22 protein-coding genes are annotated in these 19,197 nt (G+C 39.8%); 7 read left to right on the top strand and 15 right to left on the bottom strand.

Annotated features, from left to right (window positions below):
• On the top strand, positions 1–245 hold a 245-nt coding region (locus O2942_08350), incomplete at its 5' end, for a chemotaxis protein CheW (GenBank protein MDA0782258.1).
• Positions 246–263: 18 nt separating this feature from the next.
• Positions 264–539, top strand: a complete 276-nt coding sequence (locus tag O2942_08345) for a hypothetical protein (protein MDA0782257.1) — start codon at positions 264–266, stop codon at positions 537–539.
• 95 nt (positions 540–634) lie between these two features.
• On the opposite strand, the gene O2942_08340 is transcribed toward O2942_08345, so the two are convergent.
• Entirely contained in the window at positions 635–814 is a 180-nt protein-coding gene (locus tag O2942_08340; GenBank protein MDA0782256.1) for a lysozyme, read from the bottom strand.
• Positions 815–1,015: 201 nt separating this feature from the next.
• On the opposite strand from O2942_08340, the gene istA reads away from it, so the two are divergent.
• Positions 1,016–2,506 (top strand): IS21 family transposase, encoded by a 1,491-nt coding sequence (gene istA, locus O2942_08335; protein MDA0782255.1) that lies wholly within the window; start codon positions 1,016–1,018, stop codon positions 2,504–2,506.
• 95 nt (positions 2,507–2,601) lie between these two features.
• Positions 2,602–3,303, top strand: coding sequence for an IS21-like element helper ATPase IstB (gene istB / locus O2942_08330; protein ID MDA0782254.1), 702 nt, complete (start codon positions 2,602–2,604; stop codon positions 3,301–3,303).
• Between the two features lie 665 nt (positions 3,304–3,968).
• On the opposite strand, the gene O2942_08325 is transcribed toward istB, so the two are convergent.
• From O2942_08325 to O2942_08310, 4 genes are all read right to left on the bottom strand, one after another.
• Positions 3,969–5,354 (bottom strand): phosphomannomutase/phosphoglucomutase, encoded by a 1,386-nt coding sequence (locus O2942_08325; GenBank protein MDA0782253.1) that lies wholly within the window; start codon positions 5,352–5,354, stop codon positions 3,969–3,971.
• A gap of 93 nt (positions 5,355–5,447) precedes the next feature.
• Positions 5,448–6,461, bottom strand: a complete 1,014-nt coding sequence (locus tag O2942_08320) for a hypothetical protein (GenBank protein MDA0782252.1) — start codon at positions 6,459–6,461, stop codon at positions 5,448–5,450.
• A gap of 21 nt (positions 6,462–6,482) precedes the next feature.
• Positions 6,483–6,659, bottom strand: a complete 177-nt coding sequence (locus O2942_08315; protein MDA0782251.1) for a hypothetical protein — start codon at positions 6,657–6,659, stop codon at positions 6,483–6,485.
• A 103-nt stretch (positions 6,660–6,762) separates the two neighbouring features.
• Positions 6,763–7,539 (bottom strand): SDR family NAD(P)-dependent oxidoreductase, encoded by a 777-nt coding sequence (locus tag O2942_08310; GenBank protein MDA0782250.1) that lies wholly within the window; start codon positions 7,537–7,539, stop codon positions 6,763–6,765.
• A gap of 77 nt (positions 7,540–7,616) precedes the next feature.
• On the opposite strand from O2942_08310, the gene gmk reads away from it, so the two are divergent.
• Positions 7,617–8,255 carry a guanylate kinase gene (gene gmk, locus O2942_08305; protein MDA0782249.1) on the top strand — a complete coding sequence of 213 codons (639 nt, stop codon included), beginning with the start codon at positions 7,617–7,619 and terminating at the stop codon, positions 8,253–8,255.
• A gap of 4 nt (positions 8,256–8,259) precedes the next feature.
• Here the strand turns inward: gmk and plsY are convergent, their stop codons facing one another.
• From plsY to mutM, 7 genes are all read right to left on the bottom strand, one after another.
• Positions 8,260–8,862 (bottom strand): glycerol-3-phosphate 1-O-acyltransferase PlsY, encoded by a 603-nt coding sequence (gene plsY / locus O2942_08300; protein ID MDA0782248.1) that lies wholly within the window; start codon positions 8,860–8,862, stop codon positions 8,260–8,262.
• Position 8,863: 1 nt separating this feature from the next.
• Positions 8,864–9,922: an endolytic transglycosylase MltG gene (gene mltG / locus O2942_08295; GenBank protein MDA0782247.1), complete on the bottom strand. Its 1,059-nt coding sequence runs from the start codon at positions 9,920–9,922 to the stop codon at positions 8,864–8,866.
• A 25-nt stretch (positions 9,923–9,947) separates the two neighbouring features.
• Positions 9,948–11,207, bottom strand: a complete 1,260-nt coding sequence (gene fabF / locus O2942_08290) for a beta-ketoacyl-ACP synthase II (GenBank protein ID MDA0782246.1) — start codon at positions 11,205–11,207, stop codon at positions 9,948–9,950.
• Between the two features lie 39 nt (positions 11,208–11,246).
• A complete protein-coding gene (locus O2942_08285; protein ID MDA0782245.1) occupies positions 11,247–11,489 on the bottom strand; it encodes an acyl carrier protein in 243 nt (80 codons plus the stop codon).
• Between the two features lie 219 nt (positions 11,490–11,708).
• Entirely contained in the window at positions 11,709–12,446 is a 738-nt protein-coding gene (gene fabG / locus O2942_08280; GenBank protein MDA0782244.1) for a 3-oxoacyl-[acyl-carrier-protein] reductase, read from the bottom strand.
• A 114-nt stretch (positions 12,447–12,560) separates the two neighbouring features.
• Positions 12,561–12,971, bottom strand: coding sequence for a hypothetical protein (locus O2942_08275; GenBank protein MDA0782243.1), 411 nt, complete (start codon positions 12,969–12,971; stop codon positions 12,561–12,563).
• A gap of 71 nt (positions 12,972–13,042) precedes the next feature.
• Complete coding sequence (mutM, locus tag O2942_08270; protein ID MDA0782242.1) at positions 13,043–13,867, bottom strand: bifunctional DNA-formamidopyrimidine glycosylase/DNA-(apurinic or apyrimidinic site) lyase; 825 nt, start codon at positions 13,865–13,867, stop codon at positions 13,043–13,045.
• An 86-nt stretch (positions 13,868–13,953) separates the two neighbouring features.
• On the opposite strand from mutM, the gene ubiE reads away from it, so the two are divergent.
• On the top strand, positions 13,954–14,688 hold the full coding sequence (gene ubiE / locus O2942_08265; GenBank protein MDA0782241.1) for a bifunctional demethylmenaquinone methyltransferase/2-methoxy-6-polyprenyl-1,4-benzoquinol methylase UbiE: 735 nt from the start codon (positions 13,954–13,956) through the stop codon (positions 14,686–14,688).
• Positions 14,689–14,741: 53 nt separating this feature from the next.
• Here ubiE and O2942_08260 read toward each other — a convergent pair whose 3' ends face one another.
• Positions 14,742–15,026, bottom strand: coding sequence for a hypothetical protein (locus O2942_08260; GenBank protein ID MDA0782240.1), 285 nt, complete (start codon positions 15,024–15,026; stop codon positions 14,742–14,744).
• Positions 15,027–15,212: 186 nt separating this feature from the next.
• On the opposite strand from O2942_08260, the gene ubiB reads away from it, so the two are divergent.
• Positions 15,213–16,580 carry a 2-polyprenylphenol 6-hydroxylase gene (ubiB, locus tag O2942_08255; GenBank protein ID MDA0782239.1) on the top strand — a complete coding sequence of 456 codons (1,368 nt, stop codon included), beginning with the start codon at positions 15,213–15,215 and terminating at the stop codon, positions 16,578–16,580.
• A 5-nt stretch (positions 16,581–16,585) separates the two neighbouring features.
• On the opposite strand, the gene O2942_08250 is transcribed toward ubiB, so the two are convergent.
• The gene (locus O2942_08250; protein MDA0782238.1) at positions 16,586–17,146 is read right to left on the bottom strand and encodes a hypothetical protein; all 561 of its coding nucleotides are present in this window, start codon (positions 17,144–17,146) and stop codon (positions 16,586–16,588) included.
• A gap of 161 nt (positions 17,147–17,307) precedes the next feature.
• Positions 17,308–19,152, bottom strand: coding sequence for an ATP-binding protein (locus O2942_08245; protein ID MDA0782237.1), 1,845 nt, complete (start codon positions 19,150–19,152; stop codon positions 17,308–17,310).
• Positions 19,153–19,197 lie beyond the last annotated feature (45 nt).

Raw genomic sequence — 19,197 nt, 5'->3', positions numbered from 1 at the left:
CAACAGATGATGATAAGATGATAGGTATATTGGTAGATGCAGTTTCAGATATTATTGAATCGAGGAAAGAAGATATAAAGGACTCACCAAAAACAGACGCTAATATCGATGAAGAGTTTGTTAAAGGGTTAATTCCGGGCGAAGATTTCATGACCATTTTACTGGATACCGGAACTTTATTTAATCATGAGGAACTTTCAAAAACTTATGATTCCATCAAAAAGAAGAATACTGGTACGAAATAAGTTACAGGGTACATATTAATGGCATATGTTATTAAATTTAAGAAAGCTCCTTCTGTACAAATAGTGGAGAATTATGAGCCTGATGATTATACTAAGTTTTGCGGCGATCTGTTAATTTCTAAAAATGAAATTAGGGCCTTAGAAATTGAAATAAAAAGGCTATATTCATTGAAACAATGCGGTAAACAGATAGACATTGAGTATTTTGAAAGCTTAACCCAGGAGCTGTTAAACAAACTGATGCTTGTTAAAAAAATGACTACTAAATTTAATAAAGATTGTAAAAAAATATAAATACTAAAACTTCATTTTGAATTACTGAGGTAAATAATTACCTCAGTCTCCCTCCGCAGAACCAACCCTTTCAGCTTCCTACCATCAGCCCATACTCAGCGCATGAATTGCTCTGGCGCTTCATCATGTTCCTCACGGTTTACTTTACGGCGGAGGGTGGAGCGTTGAAGTGCTCCGCTACTAAGGTTGAAGGTAAAAGAGGCAAGAGCGTCAAATTGACCATCAGTAAGTGGTACTTTAATCAGGCGGCATACAGCCTGTTCAGCCAGCAGCACATCCTTAATCAGTAGTGTTTCCCCAGCTTCTGGACTGATTGTTAACCCGCATGCAATAATGACCCACTTGATGGGTTAATCTGCGTTCAAAACTGACCCACCTTATGGTGGGTTTTTTGTTATGTAGTTGATCCATTATTATCAACCTATACTGTTGTTATTTTAACCGATAACAGGAGTAATAATTTGGAGATGTTAATAATGGAAACTAAGTTAAAAATACTGAACCGTCACCGCAGTGGTGATGGTATCAGGGCGATCAGTCGCGATATGCAGCTGTCGCGTAATACGGTGCGGGATATCATCCGCAAGGATGGTTCTCAAACCATGTCTTATGCTCGCACAAGCCGGCCATATCCTGCGCTTGGCGAACATCTTGAGTCGTTAGAGAAGCTTCTTCGAGATAATAAAACTGCAAGGCCTAAGCGAACAATACGTCAGTTGTTTGAAGAGCTGCAAACACTTGGCTATAGCGGTTCTGAATCTGCTGTTTGCCGTTATGCCGCCAAATGGAAGAAGCAGGATCAGCCTTTGCCGCCTAGCACCTGTGTGCCTCTGTCTTTTGGTCTTGGCGAGGCGTACCGGTTTGACTGGAGCACGGATAAAGTCTTGCCGGATAATGAACTTGTCACGGTAAAGGTTGCGCATTTTGTTTTATGTTATTCACGTAAAAAGTTCAGCTATATCTACCCCAATGAAACGCAGGAGATGGTGTTTGATGCGCATATCCGGGCCTTTTCCTTTTTTGGTGGCACACCGGCACGTGGCATTTATGACAACATGAAGACTGCCGTATCAAAGGTTTTATGCGGCAAGGAGTGCAAATGGAACCCAAACTTTGCAAGGCTCTGCGCCCATTATCGCGTTGAACCGACCGCCTGTACTCCTGCCAGTGGCAACGAGAAAGGCCGTGTCGAGCGTCAGGTGCAGATTGACCGTCAGCAGTTTTTTACACCAATGCCAAGTGGTGATAGCCTACAGGAACTCAATGATGTCCTCGCAAGCAGACTGAATCACTATAATGCCACGCATAAACATCCTGAGTATAAAAACAAGACTCCGGATGAAGTTTTTGCAGAAGAGCAACATTGCTTTGTTAAAGTGCCGCTCACCTTCGATGGCTGCAAGGAGACAGATGTTAAAGTATCGACAACCTGCCTTGCTCGCTTTGACCGAAACATCTACAGCGTTCATTGCTCATGCGCCGGAAAGATCGTCCAATGCAAGGCATACGCCGATAAAGTGGTGTTTATCCATGAGGGTAAGATCGTTGGCAGACATGAACGTAAATTTACTAAAGGGCAAACTTATTATGATCCGCTGCACTACCTCCCGCTACTTGCCTGCAAGCCGGGAGCATTACGTAATGGCGCACCATTTGCGGAGATGACCCTGCCTGATGAGTTGAACGAGGTCCGGAAACACCTTGAACAACAGCCAAGTGGGGCAAGAGACTTCGCCCATATATTATCGTATATTCCGATAGAATCAATGGAATCTGTCACGTTAGCCTGCGCCGAGGCCTTAAAAGCCAAAGCAATCAGTAAGGATGTAATACTCAACATATTGCTAAGGCAGGGTGATGCCGGAGAGGAAGTATCGGATGCAGATATTATTTATCTGCCTCTAAAACATGCTCCTATAGCTGATTGCAATGCCTATAACTTTTTATTATCGGGAGCACGGGCATGAATAAGCCATTAGCCCGCGAAGCGGCATCCCATTTGAGCGATAGCGAAAGGGGATATTTAACAAATCAAAGTACAAGAGATGACATTTTTAAATCTATGAAGTCCATGCGGCTCTTTGGTATGATCGAGGCCTATGATGAAGTTATATCAGATGCTGTAAAACGCAAAAGCACCATAGCTGTTACCTTGCATGAACTACTCAAATCCGAGATAAAAAGCAGGAAACTCAAATCAATCCGGATCAGGATGAAAGCCGCCGGATTCCCTGAAAACAAAGACCTGAATGACTTTGTTTTTAGCGATACGCCGATAAACTCCGAGCAGGTTATGCATCTGTATACCGGTGAGTTTGTTAGAACCTCCCGCAATATTATTATGGTTGGAGGTCCGGGCACAGGCAAAAGCCACTTGGCCGTCGCAATCTCATCAAAAGCCGCCAGAAATGGCTGCAAAGTGCGGTTCTTCAACCTTGTCGACCTTGCCAACCGGCTTGAGCGAGAAAAACTGGAAGGACAATCCGGCAAGCTGGCAAAGCAGATGGAAAAAATAGATATACTTGTGCTCGATGAACTTGGGTACCTGCCACCGGCTAAAAATAGCGGCCAACTTATCTTCCACCTGCTGTCAAAAATACACCGGAAAACCTCGCTGATAATTACTTCAAACCTAACATTCGGCGAGTGGGGAACAGTGTTTATTGACAAAAAAATGACCACAGCTCTGCTCGACAGGGTCTGTCACAACTGCGACATCATCGAAACCGGTAACGACAGCTATCGCATGAAAAAACGTAAATAAACGATAGTCCACAGAAGAAAAAGGGTTGGCTCGCGCCGGATACCAGGAGGTCCGGCTCACCAACCCTTTTTTATCCAAACTCAGTAATCCAATATGTAACAAATATAACCCCCCCAAACCAACGCTACAGGTGGGTCAAATTTGGACGCATAAAGTGGGTCAGTTTTAAATGCGGGTTGACAAGCAGCACTTTACCTCACTTTCTGAACATTGCAAAATGAATGAAATTGGAAAGGTTACAGCTTCAACTGATTTGAAGAAACTTATTAATCAGGATTTGTTACGAAAAATACAAAATGGTAGAAACGTATATTATTACCCTACAAGCAAAGTTCAAAGTCTTTTTAAAATTTAGTTTTGGCGATAGTAAGAAATAATTTGGTGGCTACTTTTTCGGAGTTTTTGACATTTGCCACATGGATCACTGGTGTAGCAATTGAAGATAAGAAAGGGAAGTAAATGACAAGTGACCGCAAAAACATATTTTAACTAAGACTTTTATTTTATTGCCTTATTGTTAATTGTTGCTTAGATGGGATTTGTAAACATGCATGTATTCATTCTAAAAACCTACTGTTAAAAATATAAATATTATTGCCTAAAAAGTAATATTTTGTTAATCTCACCTCGGTTCGAAGGGGGCAAACACCCCTTCCCACATTATCTTAAACCGTTATCCCTTTTTTTTGCAACATACCGAATATACTTTCCTTCAATCTTTCTAGTCCTTGCTCGCTATCGGATTCGCATCTTATGACCAGTGCTGCTTCGGTGTTGGACGCACGCAGTAGCCACCAGCCGTCTTTTGTTAATGTCCTTATGCCGTCAACGTCATTGACTTTTGCACTGGATTTTTTAACCTCTTGCTTTATCTCGTCTACTATTGGGAACTTGTTTTTTTCATCAACATAAACACGTATTTCGGGAGTGTTGAACGTTTTGGGAAGCAGGTCTATTTTTTCACTTAGGCTACAATCAAGTTTTGCTACTATATTTAAAAGTTTTACAGCCGCATATAAAGCATCATCAAAACCGAAATTATCGGCAAAGAATATATGTCCGCTCATCTCACCGCCCAATATAGCTTTTTCTTCAGCCATTTTGGTTTTTATCAAGGAATGTCCCGTTTTCCACATTATAGGTACGCCGCCTTTTTGTGCTATCAGGTCGTATAATACCTGACTGGTTTTTACGTCAGCTACTATTTTAGCACCTGCATTATGCTTTAAGACATCTTCTGCATATAAAGACATTAACTGGTCGCCATAGAGCATATTGCCCTTATTATCTATTACACCTATACGGTCTCCGTCCCCGTCAAAGGCAATGCCGATATCGCATTTATTTGATATGACTGCATCAATTAGCTGTTCCATATTTTTTTTAACCGACGGGTCGGGGTGGTGGGAAGGGAAATTTCCGTCTATCTTCTCGTTCAATAATATATGTTTGCCGCTTAATTTATCGGTAAGTGACTTCATTATATCGCCTGCCGCCCCATTGCCTGCGTCCCATGCTACTTTAAGGTCGGATTTTATATATTTACTGAAAAGATGTTCGATATAATCATCATGCACATCTTCGAAGGTTACAACTCCGTTGCCTGTCGCAAAACGCCCCGATGATGCTATCTGCCCTAACTCCTGAATCTCATCACCATAAACCGGAAGCTTGCTTTTCATCATTTTAAAGCCGTTATGGGTAGGCGGATTATGAGAGCCTGTTATCATTATACCGCCATTAGCCTTCAAATGCTGAACGGAAAAATACAGCATAGGGGTAGGACCCAGCCCTATACGTATAACTTCTGCACCGGTCTCCAGTAATCCTTTTACAAGCTTTTCTTCAAGCACGGGTGAGCTGTGCCTGCCGTCAAAACCAACGCATATTTTTTTATTTCCTTCAGATTGTGATAATAAAGTCCCGAACGATTTTCCGATAAAATAAGCGTCCTGTTCCGTCAGGGTATCTCCTACTATTCCTCTTATATCATAAGCTCGGAGTATTTGCGGGTTGAAGTTGTGTGTTTGGGGGGCGTTTTTGCTTTTCATGGGTTTGTATTATTTGATTTGTAAAAAATCTAATAATACAAGTAATAAAAGCCGGTATCAATATAATAGAGGTTTTTGTTGTGGTATTTAAAACTACCGTACGGTATTTTTAGCTTGATTTGTTCTTTCAAGGATTCTTGCCGGATTAATTGCAGTTTTTCTCTCCGAATCGGACGGCTTTGATTTAACGTTTCGTTGCGGGTCGTTATCTGAATCTGCAACTCGTTTTTGAACTTTTTCTTTTGCATCTGAGGAATCTAAAGCAGAAATACTTTTTTGTATCGTTTCTTCTAAATATTCTTTGAACCCTTCCCCTTTAAGTATATGTTCCTGTATCTCTATCGGATTCATATCCCCTATTTTACCGCCTCTTCCAATAAAATTACGTATCTTGAATAGTTCGTTATCAATATATTCCCCTCTTTTGAAGCCAAATAAATTATTTTCTTCTTTATCTAATAATTGGGCGTAACCTTCTTCAAAAAAACCGGAATTGCTAAATATCGTGTCAACTGACCTTTTGGTTTCTTCTTTTACTTCAAATTTAGGTCTTTTTTCCAGCTTTGTTCGCTTTTTATCTTCATTTGAAACCCATGCATCTTCACCAAGGTAATATACGGCATCACCGGCTTTTCTAAGATTGCTAAATTCTTCTGTCACAGGTAACATTTGGGTTGAAACGGGTGTTTCTTTTTTGGCTTTTCCCCAAGCTTCCAGAGTTTTTCTAATAGCAGATTCGGGATCTGTACGTATTATATCGCTGGAAATTGATACGACTTGTTTATTATTGCTTTGTGCAAAATCCTTTAGTTCTTTTATTCTGGAGATATGATCTTTAGTTTCTTTTGTCGACTCTCTACTTTTCTCTGATATTTCTTCTTTTATAGCGTCTTTCTTTGTTTGCCAATCTGTAGGGGATATTGATTCGGTACGTGACTTTAATAATTTTAGGAATAACTCCTCAGGCGGAATATCAATAAATATAATCGGATTTTGTGTTTTTTCTATCTGTTCTTCTATGTCACCATTATAATATTCTATTATGTCATCTTTGTTTTGTGCGACAAGATTGTCTTCTGGAATATCGTTGTCTGATATTGAGTCCATCAGCTTCAAAATAAATTTATTCTATCCTCTATTACGCCTGTTTTTTGTAATTCTTTCTAAGTCCTCGGGGGAGGAAATTTCCTGATCCGGCATGAAAGGCTCGTGTATAGCCGTTAAACCGGTATTAGTTGCAAGTGATCTTGTAAATGCTGTTGAGGTTGATTTAGGTGGTGCAATGACCAAATAATAATCATTCATGAGTTAATCGTATTACAATAATTTTTTGTTATAGTCGTATGGTAATATATATATAATACAATTAAGTGCGGAGTAAGTATATAATTTATTAAAAAATTATTAGCTAATCGCATGATGGTTTTTGGCTAGGCTTCTCCGGCAATCTTGCAAAGATAGGGTCTGTAATAACAGGCGGCAAGCAGCTTACCAGCCATATTATAAAATACAGCGGAAAAGGGAAGGCTATCCTTGCAGGATTCTTTTTAAGCTTTTTTATTATAATTGAGGCGGCTTTGTCTACGTCCATTAAAAACGGCATGGGAAAATCATTTACATCGGTCATCGGGGTTTTTATATATCCTGGTGTTATAACCGATAATTTTATACCTTCTTTTTGCAATGTTCCTCTTAATGCCTCGCCATAAACTCTTACGGCCGCCTTGCTTGCCGAATATGCAGGCGAACTTGGCAAGCCTCTATAGCCTGCAAGCGATGATATTATAGCTATCTGTCCGCGTTTTTGCTTTCTCATAATATCAATTGCAGGGTGGATAGTGTGTATAACGCCGTCAATATTTGTGCTAAATATGTTCTCAACCTGTTCAACACTCTCGCCACCTCCGCCTGTTCCTGCTGATATTCCTGCGTTGGCTATGACAAGGTCAAGTTCATCAATTGAGCTTATCCAGTTTGTCAATTCCGCTTTATCCTTTATATCCAGTATTTTTATATGGACTTTTGCCTTTTTCGCGGTGCATACCTTTTTTACCTCTTTGAGGCGTTTTTCATTGCGTGCAGTCAGGTAAAGGTTTATACCTTCGGCGGCATATTGCTTTGCAAGCTCGGCACCTATGCCGCTTGACGCTCCGGTTATAAGAATTTTATTTGGTAATCGGGACATTTTATTATTTTGTTTAACTCTTTATTAAATAATTATAGATACTATGTTATCAAAATAGTTTTGGATAGGATTTTTATATGTCAATTGAACAAAAATTAGATCGCAGAGGCTTTATGTTTGTTTTATCTTCTCCATCGGGAGCGGGTAAGACAACCATATCACGCCTTCTAATGCAAAATGACAATAACCTTGTAATGTCGATATCGTCAACTACTCGTCCGCCACGGGATAATGAAGTACATGAAAAAGATTATTTTTTCATTAATGAAAAAGAGTTTGAGGAAAAAATAGACAGGAAATTCTTTTATGAATATGCCGAAGTTTTCGGTAATTATTACGGAACTCCAAGAAAGAAAGTTGAAGATTCCATATCCGAAGGTAAAGATGTTCTGTTCGATATTGACTGGCAGGGAACAAGACGGCTTACATCAAAAGCACGTGATGATATTGTTAGTGTATTTATCCTGCCACCATCTATGGATGAGTTAAAAAGAAGGCTAATAACAAGAGGCAAGGACTCAGCCGATGTGATCGAACGCAGAATGGCAAGAGCCAGTGACGAGATAAGCCATTGGAACGAATATGACTATGTTATTATTAACGATAATATAGATACAAGTCTGCTTAACATACTTTATATATTAAAAGCCGAACGTCTGAAACGTACAAGGCAACATAGCCTATCCGACTTTGTGAATGATATGTTGGGTAAGTAATCTTTTACGCTTCAGTACTTTTTGTAAAAGTTTTTTCTTTTCCGCTCATAATCCGTTCGATATTTTCCTTGTGCTTATACACGACTATAACCGTTATTATCAGTGTAATAAAGAACAGACCGTCACCACCCAATATGATTGAAACGGTATTTGCCAGTATAATCGAAGATATTGACGAAAATGACGACATGCGTGAAATGTAAAATGCTGCAAGCCATGCTATGCAGGCAAATATACCCAAAGGTAGGTATAAAGCCAGATAAACGGCAAGGGTGGTCGCAACCCCTTTACCGCCCTTGAACTTTAGCCAGACCGGAAATACGTGTCCTACTACTGCAAACAAACCGCATAACGAAACTATTTCTCCGGGTGCATCTATTTGTTTTGCAATTATTATTACAATAACGCCTTTTACCGCATCGCAAAATAATGTGGCAAGTGCAAGTTTTTTATTACCCGTACGCATTACATTAGTAGCACCGATATTGCCTGAGCCTATGTTCCTTATATCTCCTAAACCGGCAGCTTTTGTGAATAATAGACCGAAAGGTATCGAACCTGCCAAATAAGAGCATATTACAAGTGCAGTATATATAATGTTTTCCATATTAATTACTCAATTCCTGTTGCTTGCTCTTTTCCTTATTTTCGCTGTTTATTTTTCGCCATTTTTGCACGCCTTTATTATGCTCCTTTAAAGTAGAGGAGAATTTATGTCCGCCTGTCCCGTCGGCTACAAAATAATATTCATCAGTTTGCATCGGATTTAAAGCCGCTTCAATAGATTTTTTCCCGGGGTTGGCAATAGGGGTAGGGGGCAGCCCGAAATTTTCATATGTATTATAAGGTGAATCTGATTGCAGGTCTTTACGTGACAGGGGTCTTTCCAAAACATACTCACCTTCAGTTATGGCATAAATAACGGTAGGGTCTGTCTGTAGCCGCATACCCTTATTCAAACGGTTAATAAAAACTCCGGCAACCCTTTCCCTTTCTGAGGAAACGCCTGTTTCTTTTTCAATTATAGAGGCAAGGATAAGAGCTTCTTCTTTTGATTTTATAGGTAAATTATCGGCACGTTTTTCCCATGCTTCGTCTAAGGCTTTATGCATTGATGCCTTCATACGCTCAACTAATTTTTGCCGGTCATAGTTGTATGTGTATTCGTAAGTTTCGGGAAGCAGTTCGCCTTCTTTTATATCGGAAGTTATCTGACCGCTCATGTTGGGAGCTTCATTTATAAGCTTTATTATCTGTGAGGTCATAAGCCCCTCAGGTATAGTCAGGCTATATTTTATTACATCACCTTGCTCTAATTTATGAAAAACAGCTTCAGGGGAAATATTTGCCTCAAAGCGGTATTGACCTGCTTTCATTGTTTTTTCAGGCTTGGTTATCCTTATCCATGTCGTGAATATCTCGGGATAAGAGATTACATTTTCATCAGCTAGCTTTGCGGCTATCGCCTTTAAGGAGCTTCCTTCGGGGATATCGACTATCTTTTCTTCATTTAAAGAGCCGCTACCGGTAAAATATTGTACGCTATAGAAAAAGGCAGACCCGACCGTAATAAAACCCAAAATAACAAGCACAGCGAATAATTGGGACAGCTTGCCCAAAACAGATGATTTTTTTTGGCTTTCAATTACCGGAGAATCTTCATTCACGCTAACCTCCGGTTAATTTATTGAGTTAAACCTGTTTCATAACTAAAGAAGCGTTAGTGCCGCCAAAGCCGAATGAATTTGATAAAACGGCTTTTATCTCACGTTCTTTAGCTTTATGAGGAACTAAATCAATGTCACAGCCTTCATCGGGGTTATCAAGGTTCAAAGTAGGAGGGGCAATATTATTGTTCATAGCCAATATCGCCAATATCGCCTCAATACCTCCGGCAGCACCTAGTGCGTGACCGATAGATGATTTTGTCGATGACATTGAAAGCTTATATGCATGGTCGCCGAATAATTTTTTCACCGCACCAAGCTCAATAGTATCTCCCATCGGAGTTGATGTTCCGTGTGCGTTGATATAGTCAATATCGCTTATATCTAATCCCGAATGCCCCAGAGCCGCTTTCATTGCTCTGTAACCGCCGCTGCCGCCCGGCTCAGGTGAGGTAATATGATATGCGTCACCGGATAATCCGTATCCTACAACTTCGGCGTAAATTTTAGCACCTCGTTTTTTGGCATGTTCGTATTCTTCGAGTACTACTACACCCGCACCTTCACCCATAACAAAACCGTCACGGTCTTTATCCCATGGGCGGGAGGCTTTTGTCGGAGTGTCGTTGAAATTTGTCGATAATGCTCTGGCAGCGGCAAACCCTGCAATTCCGATACGGCAAATTGCCGACTCTGCACCGCCTGCTACCATAACGTCAGCATCACCATACTGAATAAAACGTGATGCATCACCAATGGAGTGTGCACCTGTAGAACATGCAGTAACAACCGAGTGGTTAGGACCTTGAAAGCCGTATTTTATCGATATATGACCCGATACCAGATTTATAAGGCTGGCAGGAATAAAGAAAGGGCTTAACTTTCGCGGACCTTGCTCATGTACTAAGATTGAATTTTCCTCAATCGAAGGCAGACCTCCGATACCGGAGCCGATGGTAACACCGGTACGCTGCAAGCCTTCCTCATCGGTAGGCTTCCAGCCCGAATCTTCAACCGCCTGAATAGCTGCCGCCATTCCGTATAGTATGAAAGTGTCGACCCTGCGTTGCTCTTTTTTAGGCATTACGCTATCTGCGTCAAAGCCGTCTTCCTGCTCGGATATCGGAGGTACTTCACCACCTATCCTTGCAGGCAGGTCTGAAAGATCATACCTTTTTATGGGGCGAATCGCCGACTCGCCCTTAATGATTCTTTCCCATGTAGGCTTAACACCGCACGCAAGCGGAGTAACAAGACCCAAACCGGTTACAACAACACGTCTCATATATATACGTAATATCTAATGAATATAAACTTTGAGTTATTAAGCCGCTTCTTGTACGGACTTAATGAAAGCAACTGCGTCCTGTAGAGTAACGATTTTTTCAGCTTCATCGTCAGGTATCTCACAACCGAACTCTTCCTCAAAAGCCATAACAAGCTCGACCTGATCTAGGCTGTCTGCCCCTAGGTCATCAATAAAGCTAGCATTAGCAGAAATTTTGCTTTCCTCAACGTCAAGGTGTTCCGCAACGATCTTTTTTACTTTGCTTTCGATGTCACTCATGTTTACTTTCCAAATTAAGTTAAAATTAAAAATTAAAAAATATATAAACTCATATGCATAATATTTGTAAATTCATACGAGTCAATAATAATTACCAACAACGGACTGTTAGCTAATGTTTTCTAGATAAAAATAAGGTGGTTACACCAACTTTATCTAAACCATTCTACCACTAAAAGCCATTTTTTTTATAAAGTCAATTACCAAAATACATTGACCTTATACCATCAACATTCCGCCATTAACATGTATTGTCTGACCTGTGATATACCTTGCCTCGTCGCTTGCTAAAAACGCAGCGGCGGCGGCGATATCCTCAGGCAGACCGAAAGTTCCTGCCGGAATGGTGCTTGTTATCTTTTCTTTTTGTGCGTCATTTAACGCATCTGTCATAGCCGTTTTTATAAAGCCCGGAGCTATACAATTTACCGTTATTCCTCTAACCGCAGCTTCGGAGGCAATAGACTTGCTCATGCCTATCATACCGGCTTTTGATGCTACATAATTTGCCTGACCGGGATTGCCGCTTACACCGACAACCGATGCTATGTTAATGATACGACCCCATTTTTTCTTCATCATTTTTTTAAAGGCGGCTTTATTTAGCGTAAATGTTGCCTTTAAATTAGTTGATATTACCTCGTCAAATTCTTCATCTTTCATGCGGAGTACCAGATTATCCTTGGTAATACCTGCATTGCAAACAAGAATATCAACTTGTCCGGCTATCTCGCAAGCCCTGTCGAATAATGAATCAACCTGCTCTTTGTCGGCAAGGTCACATGTTACGATATGAGTTCTTTCCCCCAGTGATGATGCTACTTTTTTTAAAGCGTCTTCGCGCCTTCCCGAAAGGATTACGGTCGCTCCCTGTTCATATAGCGAAGTTGCGATAGCCTTGCCTATTCCGCCTGATGCACCGGTAACTAACGCTGTTTTCCCATTTAGGTCGAACATAAAAATTGCCTTATATTTTTTATCAAGGTGAATTGTTTTATGACCGAACAAAACTTTTGTCAATGAAAGATTTGCAATGTGTGCCGTAAATACAACTTGAAGTGTGAGATTTCTTTAGGAAAGTGAAGGTCTTATTGTAAATTTTAAAGCTGTTTGACCGTTTTTTTTCGTGATGTTAAGCTCTAAAGTTTCACCGTCACGCCTGTAAATATCAGGCTCAACAACACTCCAGCCAAGCTGCGGCAGGGTTGCTTCATAGAAAAGTTTTACATCTGAAACGCTTGCGTCAGGGCTGTAAAACTCGGCGTTAATGATTCTTCCATTCGTGGTGTCGTATGATATTGCCGCACCTTCTTGTTCCTTAAAGCCATGATAAACCGGCATATCTTCAATGCCTGAAACATAATTTTGCTTAACAAGGTTAGGGAATTTTTCAATGACCGTATTCCTGCTAGTATTTACAAAATCCCTCGAACAAGATGCAAGAATTATAGCTGTTATTAAAAGTAAGGCTGTTTTTTTCATTAGTTTTATCCAAACGATTTAATCGAAAGCATGGTTTTAAATATGCGGTTTGCGGTATAAATTATCCATAATTATTTTTGGCAGATACGACAATAAAAAGTTGAACGTCCGGACTGCTTAATTCTTATTAGCTCATTTTCGCAGATATTGCAAGGCTCTCCACCACGTCCGTAAACTTTAAAATTATGCTGAAAATACCCCGTTCCTCCTGAGGACTGCACATAGTCCCGTAAGGTTGAACCGCCTGATTCAATAGCCTCCAGCAATATTTTCTTGATGTTTAGTGCTAAATCTTCACACTGTTTCTCGGTCAGTGTATTTGATTTCTTTGTAGGGTTTATCCGGCTTCTAAACAACGCTTCGCAGGCATATATATTGCCCACACCAACTATCAAAGATGCGTCCATTATAGTGTTTTTTATAGGGGTGGAGCGGTTTTTTAGTATCTCATATAAAGATTGCCCGTTAAAGGCTTCTTCCAGCGGTTCAAGACCAAGATTTGCAATTAATTTATGTGAATTAAGATTGGCAATATCAGAAAATGTAATCAGCCCGAAACGTCTGGTATCATTGAAAACCATTTCCATTCCGTCTTCAAACTGAAAGATGGCGTGGTCATGTTTTTCACGCCTGTTTTGGAAATTCCGATGTACTATCATTTTTCCGCTCATGCCAAGATGTGCAATTATTACGCTGTCATCGTCCAGTGTTATTATTATATATTTAGCCCTCCGCCCAACGGACTTAACCGTTTTGTCCTTTAAATGTTCTGAAAAATTTGCAGGAAAAGGTATGCGTAAATTCGGACGGAAATTTTGTGCCTTGGTAATCTTCTTGTTCAATATGGATTGGCGTAATCCGCGGCAGACCGTCTCTACTTCAGGTAATTCAGGCATAATGTTAGTCGTAAGTTACGAGTTGCAAGTTGTGAGAATATATTATAAAAACTTACAACTTACAACTTACAACTTACAACATAGCAATGAAAACCCATTTCGGATTCAGGGAAGTAGATAAAGACGAAAAAGCACCTTTGGTAAAAGGTGTGTTCGATAATGTGGCTTCTAAATATGATATCATGAACGATGTTATGAGTATGGGTACTCACCGTTTATGGAAAGATAAGTTTATCAGAGTGTTAAGCCCAAGGGTTTATTCAAGGTTATTAGATGTTGCGGGCGGTACGGGAGATATAGCGTTCAGGTTTCTTAAAAATGTGGAAAACGGCAGTGTTACCATAGCCGACATTAACCATAATATGTTACGTGAGGGTTATAAAAACTCAATAGATAAGAACATTAAAGGCGACATCAGTTGGGTGTGTGCCGACGCACAATATATGCCGATTCCCGATAATGAATATGATTATTATACAATAGCTTTCGGTATCCGCAACGTGACCGATATCAATGCTGCACTGGCTGAGGCATATAGGGTATTAAAACCGGGCGGACGTTTTTTGTGTCTGGAATTTTCAAAGGTGGATAATACCATATTACAAAAATTCTATGACTTTTATTCTTTTAATGTAATACCTAAAATGGGCGAGATAATAGCTTCCGATAGCGGTTCATATCAATATCTGGTAGAGAGTATCAGGAAATTCCCGGATCAGGAAACATTCAGGCAGATGATAGAAAATAATGGATTTGTAAATGTTAGATATATTAATTTAAGCGGCGGGGTAGTGGCTATCCATAGCGGTTGGAAGATATAAAGAAAGCCCCCTGAATCAGGGAGCTTTCTTCTTTGTATTTGGCGTATTTTGTATTAATATATTCTGCCTGATGATGATGTTTGACTTACAAATGCACCATAATTTCCTTTCTGTTTAGTAAATGAATCGGGACTTATTGCACCGGATCCTCGGCTGACTTTTTTTGCAAAACCTTTCTCCGAAGGGTTAAAAGTCGGCTCTTTGGGTATGTCTGCCATAGTTAACTTTGATGATTGTTTTAATTGCTCGGAAAGTTCCTGACATGCCTCATTGTTCATATCGTTGGATTTCATGCAGTTAACCATGTTTTGAAAGCTTGAGTTTTTATTTTGCGTCATAAGTCGTATCCTCTTTTTTTATTATAAAAACGATATATCTAGATTATTAGTAATATAATGTATTAATTTATTAATCAAGTTTTTTTTGTCAGAGATTCAATAGAAGGGGAATTTATGTATATGTAGTTTGCTATATATTTAATAATTTTGTATCTTACGAACGGATTTTGCCAATTAGGATTTTAAATGTTTAATTTTATTGCAAGTATCTTTAGTTTGATAAGAGTTACGCCGAGCATGATAAGGATATTTATCGTGTTATTATCATCGGGTGTTTTATCCGGTCGCAAGGAACGAGGAAAGAAACTTTGTATTGCCTTTAAAAGATTAGGTCCAAGCTTTATAAAGCTAGGGCAGACATTATCCGTACGTCCTGATCTGGTGGGGGAGGAGATTGCCGATAGCCTGACAAGCCTACAGGATAAAATACCTCCTTTTCCGTCCGGTCAGGCAAGGGTAATCATTGAAAAAGAGCTTGGTAAGCCGATAAATAAAATGTTCTTAGAATTTAGTGAAGAACCTGTTGCTGCTGCATCTATAGCACAGGTGCATAAAGCGATAACGATTGACGGGCATGAAGTGGCGGTAAAAATACTGCGTCCGGGCATTCAAAAAAAATTCCACCGTGATATAAAATTATTCTATTTAATAGCTAAGTTCTTAAAAACCTTTAAAAAATTCCGCAGGCTACGCCCTAAAGCGGTTGTAGATGTGTTCGCAGATTCCGTCAAGAAGGAGCTTGACCTTAGAATGGAAGCCGCTGCCGCATCGGAATTAAAGCAAAACTGTAAGAATGATGAAGGTATATATGTACCGAAGGTTTTTTGGCATCTAACATCGGAAAAGGTGCTGGTTACACAGTGGATAAACGGCATACCTGTCAATGACCGTGAGGCATTGGTTAATGCCGGACATAGCCTTGAAAAGATAACAGCAAGACTATCAAGGGCGTTTTTAAACCAGTCATACAGGGACGGGTTTTTTCACGCCGATATACATCCGGGAAACCTGTTTGTAGATGCTGAAGGTAATATAGTGCCTGTTGATTTCGGTATTATGGGCAGGCTCGATAAGCAGACAAAAATATATGTAGCAGAAATATTAAGAGGGTTTTTATCCGGTGATTATGCCCATGTTGCAAAGATACATTTTGATGCCGGATATGTACCTAAGCATAAATCGGAACAGGACTTTATGCTTGCTTGCAGGGCAATAGGCGAGCCTATCATGGGGCTGCCTGTCGCTCAGATATCCATCGCAAGGCTTCTTGCCATGCTGTTTAAGGTAACGGAAGATTTTGAAATGGAAACGCAGCCGCAATTGTTGTTGCTACAAAAAACAATGGTACTAATCGAAGGAGTCGGGCAGAAACTTTATCCCGAAGTCAATATGTGGCATCAGGCCGAAGACTGGATAAAAGTCTGGGCAAAAGAGAATATAGGTGCCAAGGCTAAAATGAAAGACGGCCTAAAAGAGCTTGCCGTTCTTTTAGGCGACTTACCTGAAAGATTGAAGAAAATCGATAAAATAATAGATAAGCTGGCCGAACAATAGCTTGGTTATACTTCCATACCGACGCTTTTTGCGGCTCCCATTCCCGGTGTGGCAGATGGTGTCAGCAATCCTATTCTGTCCATAGCTACATCACCTGCAAATTGCATGTCCTGCATACCACGGCTTGTACCCATAGTTGTAGGAAATGCACGTGCATCACCGGAACTATCGGAACTACTGCTTGATGATTCACTGCTTGCGGCAGTGCCTGCGATACTTGCAGCACTACTTTCCGCAGGAGGGGCCGAAGCTTCAGGTCTAAAATCCATTGCACCGCCCGCACCGAGTTCGGGAGTTTTGAAAGCTGTTTCTTTATCGGCTTTTATTCCTCTTAAAACAGTATCTAAGAGACCTCCGTCAATGCTTGCCTTTCCAAAGTTTAATATTGCGACCGAACCTGCCATTTGTGTCAGATAGTCATGATCTTTAAAAAACGGCTGACCGTCCGACGTGTCAAAGAAGAACATTCTTCCGGTTATACCTGACTGACCGCCGCCACCACCTTGGGACATGCTTGATAATTTTGCACCTAATTCTGCACCTACATTGGGTGATGGAGCGTTCATAATTTTGCCTTTAATATGTGTATTAATTTAATTTTAGCATTCGAATAGTTTTAAATAAAGAGGAAAGTAAAAATTTACTATAGCTTGGATAATATGGTCAAGCCATAGTATGACGTTTTAGTGTGCAATAAACATAGAATTTTTTAAAATCGTACTGAAATCTAATCTTTTATAACAACGCTATCGGGGAAAAATACGGTAACCGTCGTACCTACGCCTACTTTACTGTCGATTTTTAATATACCTCCGTGTGCTTCAACCAGCATTTTCGTAAGCCACAAGCCAAGCCCCGTACCCTCGGATTGTCTTACCATCGAGTTTTTTATATGTCCGAACTTTTCAAGTATTTTAGGAATGTCGGTCTGTGATATACCTATGCCTTTGTCGGCGACTTTAATTATTACGCCGTTTTTCTCTTTTACCTCAAAGGTGATTGCCTGACCTGAGTCCGAAAATTTTACCGCATTGGAAAGAATATTTATGATAATCTGTTTTATACGTAATTTGTCGCCATATATTAAAACAGGTTTTTCAGGTATGTCTGTTATTATAGGTATTTTCTTTTGTGCTGCTTGCTCCTGAATCAGTTTCAGGCTTTCTATTGCAGCTTCACCTATATCGACGTTTTCTTCAATTATTTCGAACTTACCGGCTTCTGCCTTTGAGATATCGAGTACATCGTTTATAAGGTTTAAAAGGTGAATGCCGGACTGGTGTATATCATTGGCATATTCGACATATTTATCATTTCCGACCCTCCCGAACATTTGAGCCTGTATTATCTCGGAATAGCCGATTATAGCATTAAGCGGTGTCCGTAACTCATGGCTCATATTCGCCAGAAAGTCAGATTTCGCTTTATTAGCTCTCTCGGCTTCCTGTTTGGCTTTAAAAAGTTTTTTGTCGATACGCTGTATGCGTTTGATATAACGTCTTAAGTTGAGTAGTTGTTTTGACAGAATGTGTATTTCCATAGGACCGCCACGCGGCAAACTTATATTAGTTCCGCCTTTCATCAGTGATTCTGCCGTTGTTGATAATGATGATATCGGCGATACCAGTTTATACTTGAAAAAGAAAAGTAACATTAAGGTGAATATACCCATTGCCGCTGTTTGAAGTATCTGAGGTAAAACCTTCTCATTGAATAATTTCTGTGCCGCCTGCTTATTTTGCCCTATGGCAATATAATAATCGTATTTAGCTATTCTTCTTAAATGTGTATAAGTGTCCGATTTATGTTCAATTTTAGCACTTGTTAGAATACCGTTGAAGCTAGGATCGAAATTTATCTTGTCCAAGTCATTCGGTTTTTCTGTTTTTAACAGATCCTTTGAGTCTATCAATACATAGCCGTTTCTGTCAATTATAAGGAAATTTACATAGTCGGTAGATTTGTCTATGAGTCTTGTCGCAATTTTTTTTATACTAATGCCTATTGATACTATTCCTAAGAATTGATTTTTATAGTTCTCAACCCCAAGACCTGCCGGAATTATCCATTCTCCGCTAGTTATTCCGATATCCGGTTTTGATAAGAAAAGTCTTCCCGGCTCCTCAGGCGCTCTTTGCATCCAGCTTCTCTTATCATATAAAACGGTTTTAGGATTAGGTAAAACACCGTGTATGCTGCTTGCCGTTACGTTTCCGTTTTTATCTACGAAGTCAAAGAGTGTCCATGTGAAGACATCATGACTATTTGCCGAAGGAATCGTACTATTTTTCAGTATTTGTGCTATTTCTTCAGGGGAAGGGTCATTTAAAAGTGATATCCTGTCAGATATTATTCTTGCAAAGCCTTCTATATAAAAAAGAGGCTCGGTAAAATTATCAGCTATGATCGATGATTCCGATATCAGATTATTTTGTATGTCTTTCTGGATAATCTTGTAATTAAGAAAACCGATAATAACTAATAATATCAATAGTGCCAATGGTGCGATTACGGAAAACAGCAAATATTGGCTTGATATGGAAATTGTTTTTTTAATAGTCCTATTGATCATGATGTCTTTATTATATAGTAGTATTACCTTGCGAACTAATTTTTA

The organism is Pseudomonadota bacterium (assembly GCA_027620075.1).
Taxonomy (GTDB): Bacteria; Pseudomonadota; Alphaproteobacteria; order Rickettsiales; family UBA6187; genus 1-14-0-20-39-49.
The sequence above is the reverse complement of the archived record's forward strand: the minus strand, read 5'-3'. Positions and strand labels throughout refer to the sequence as shown.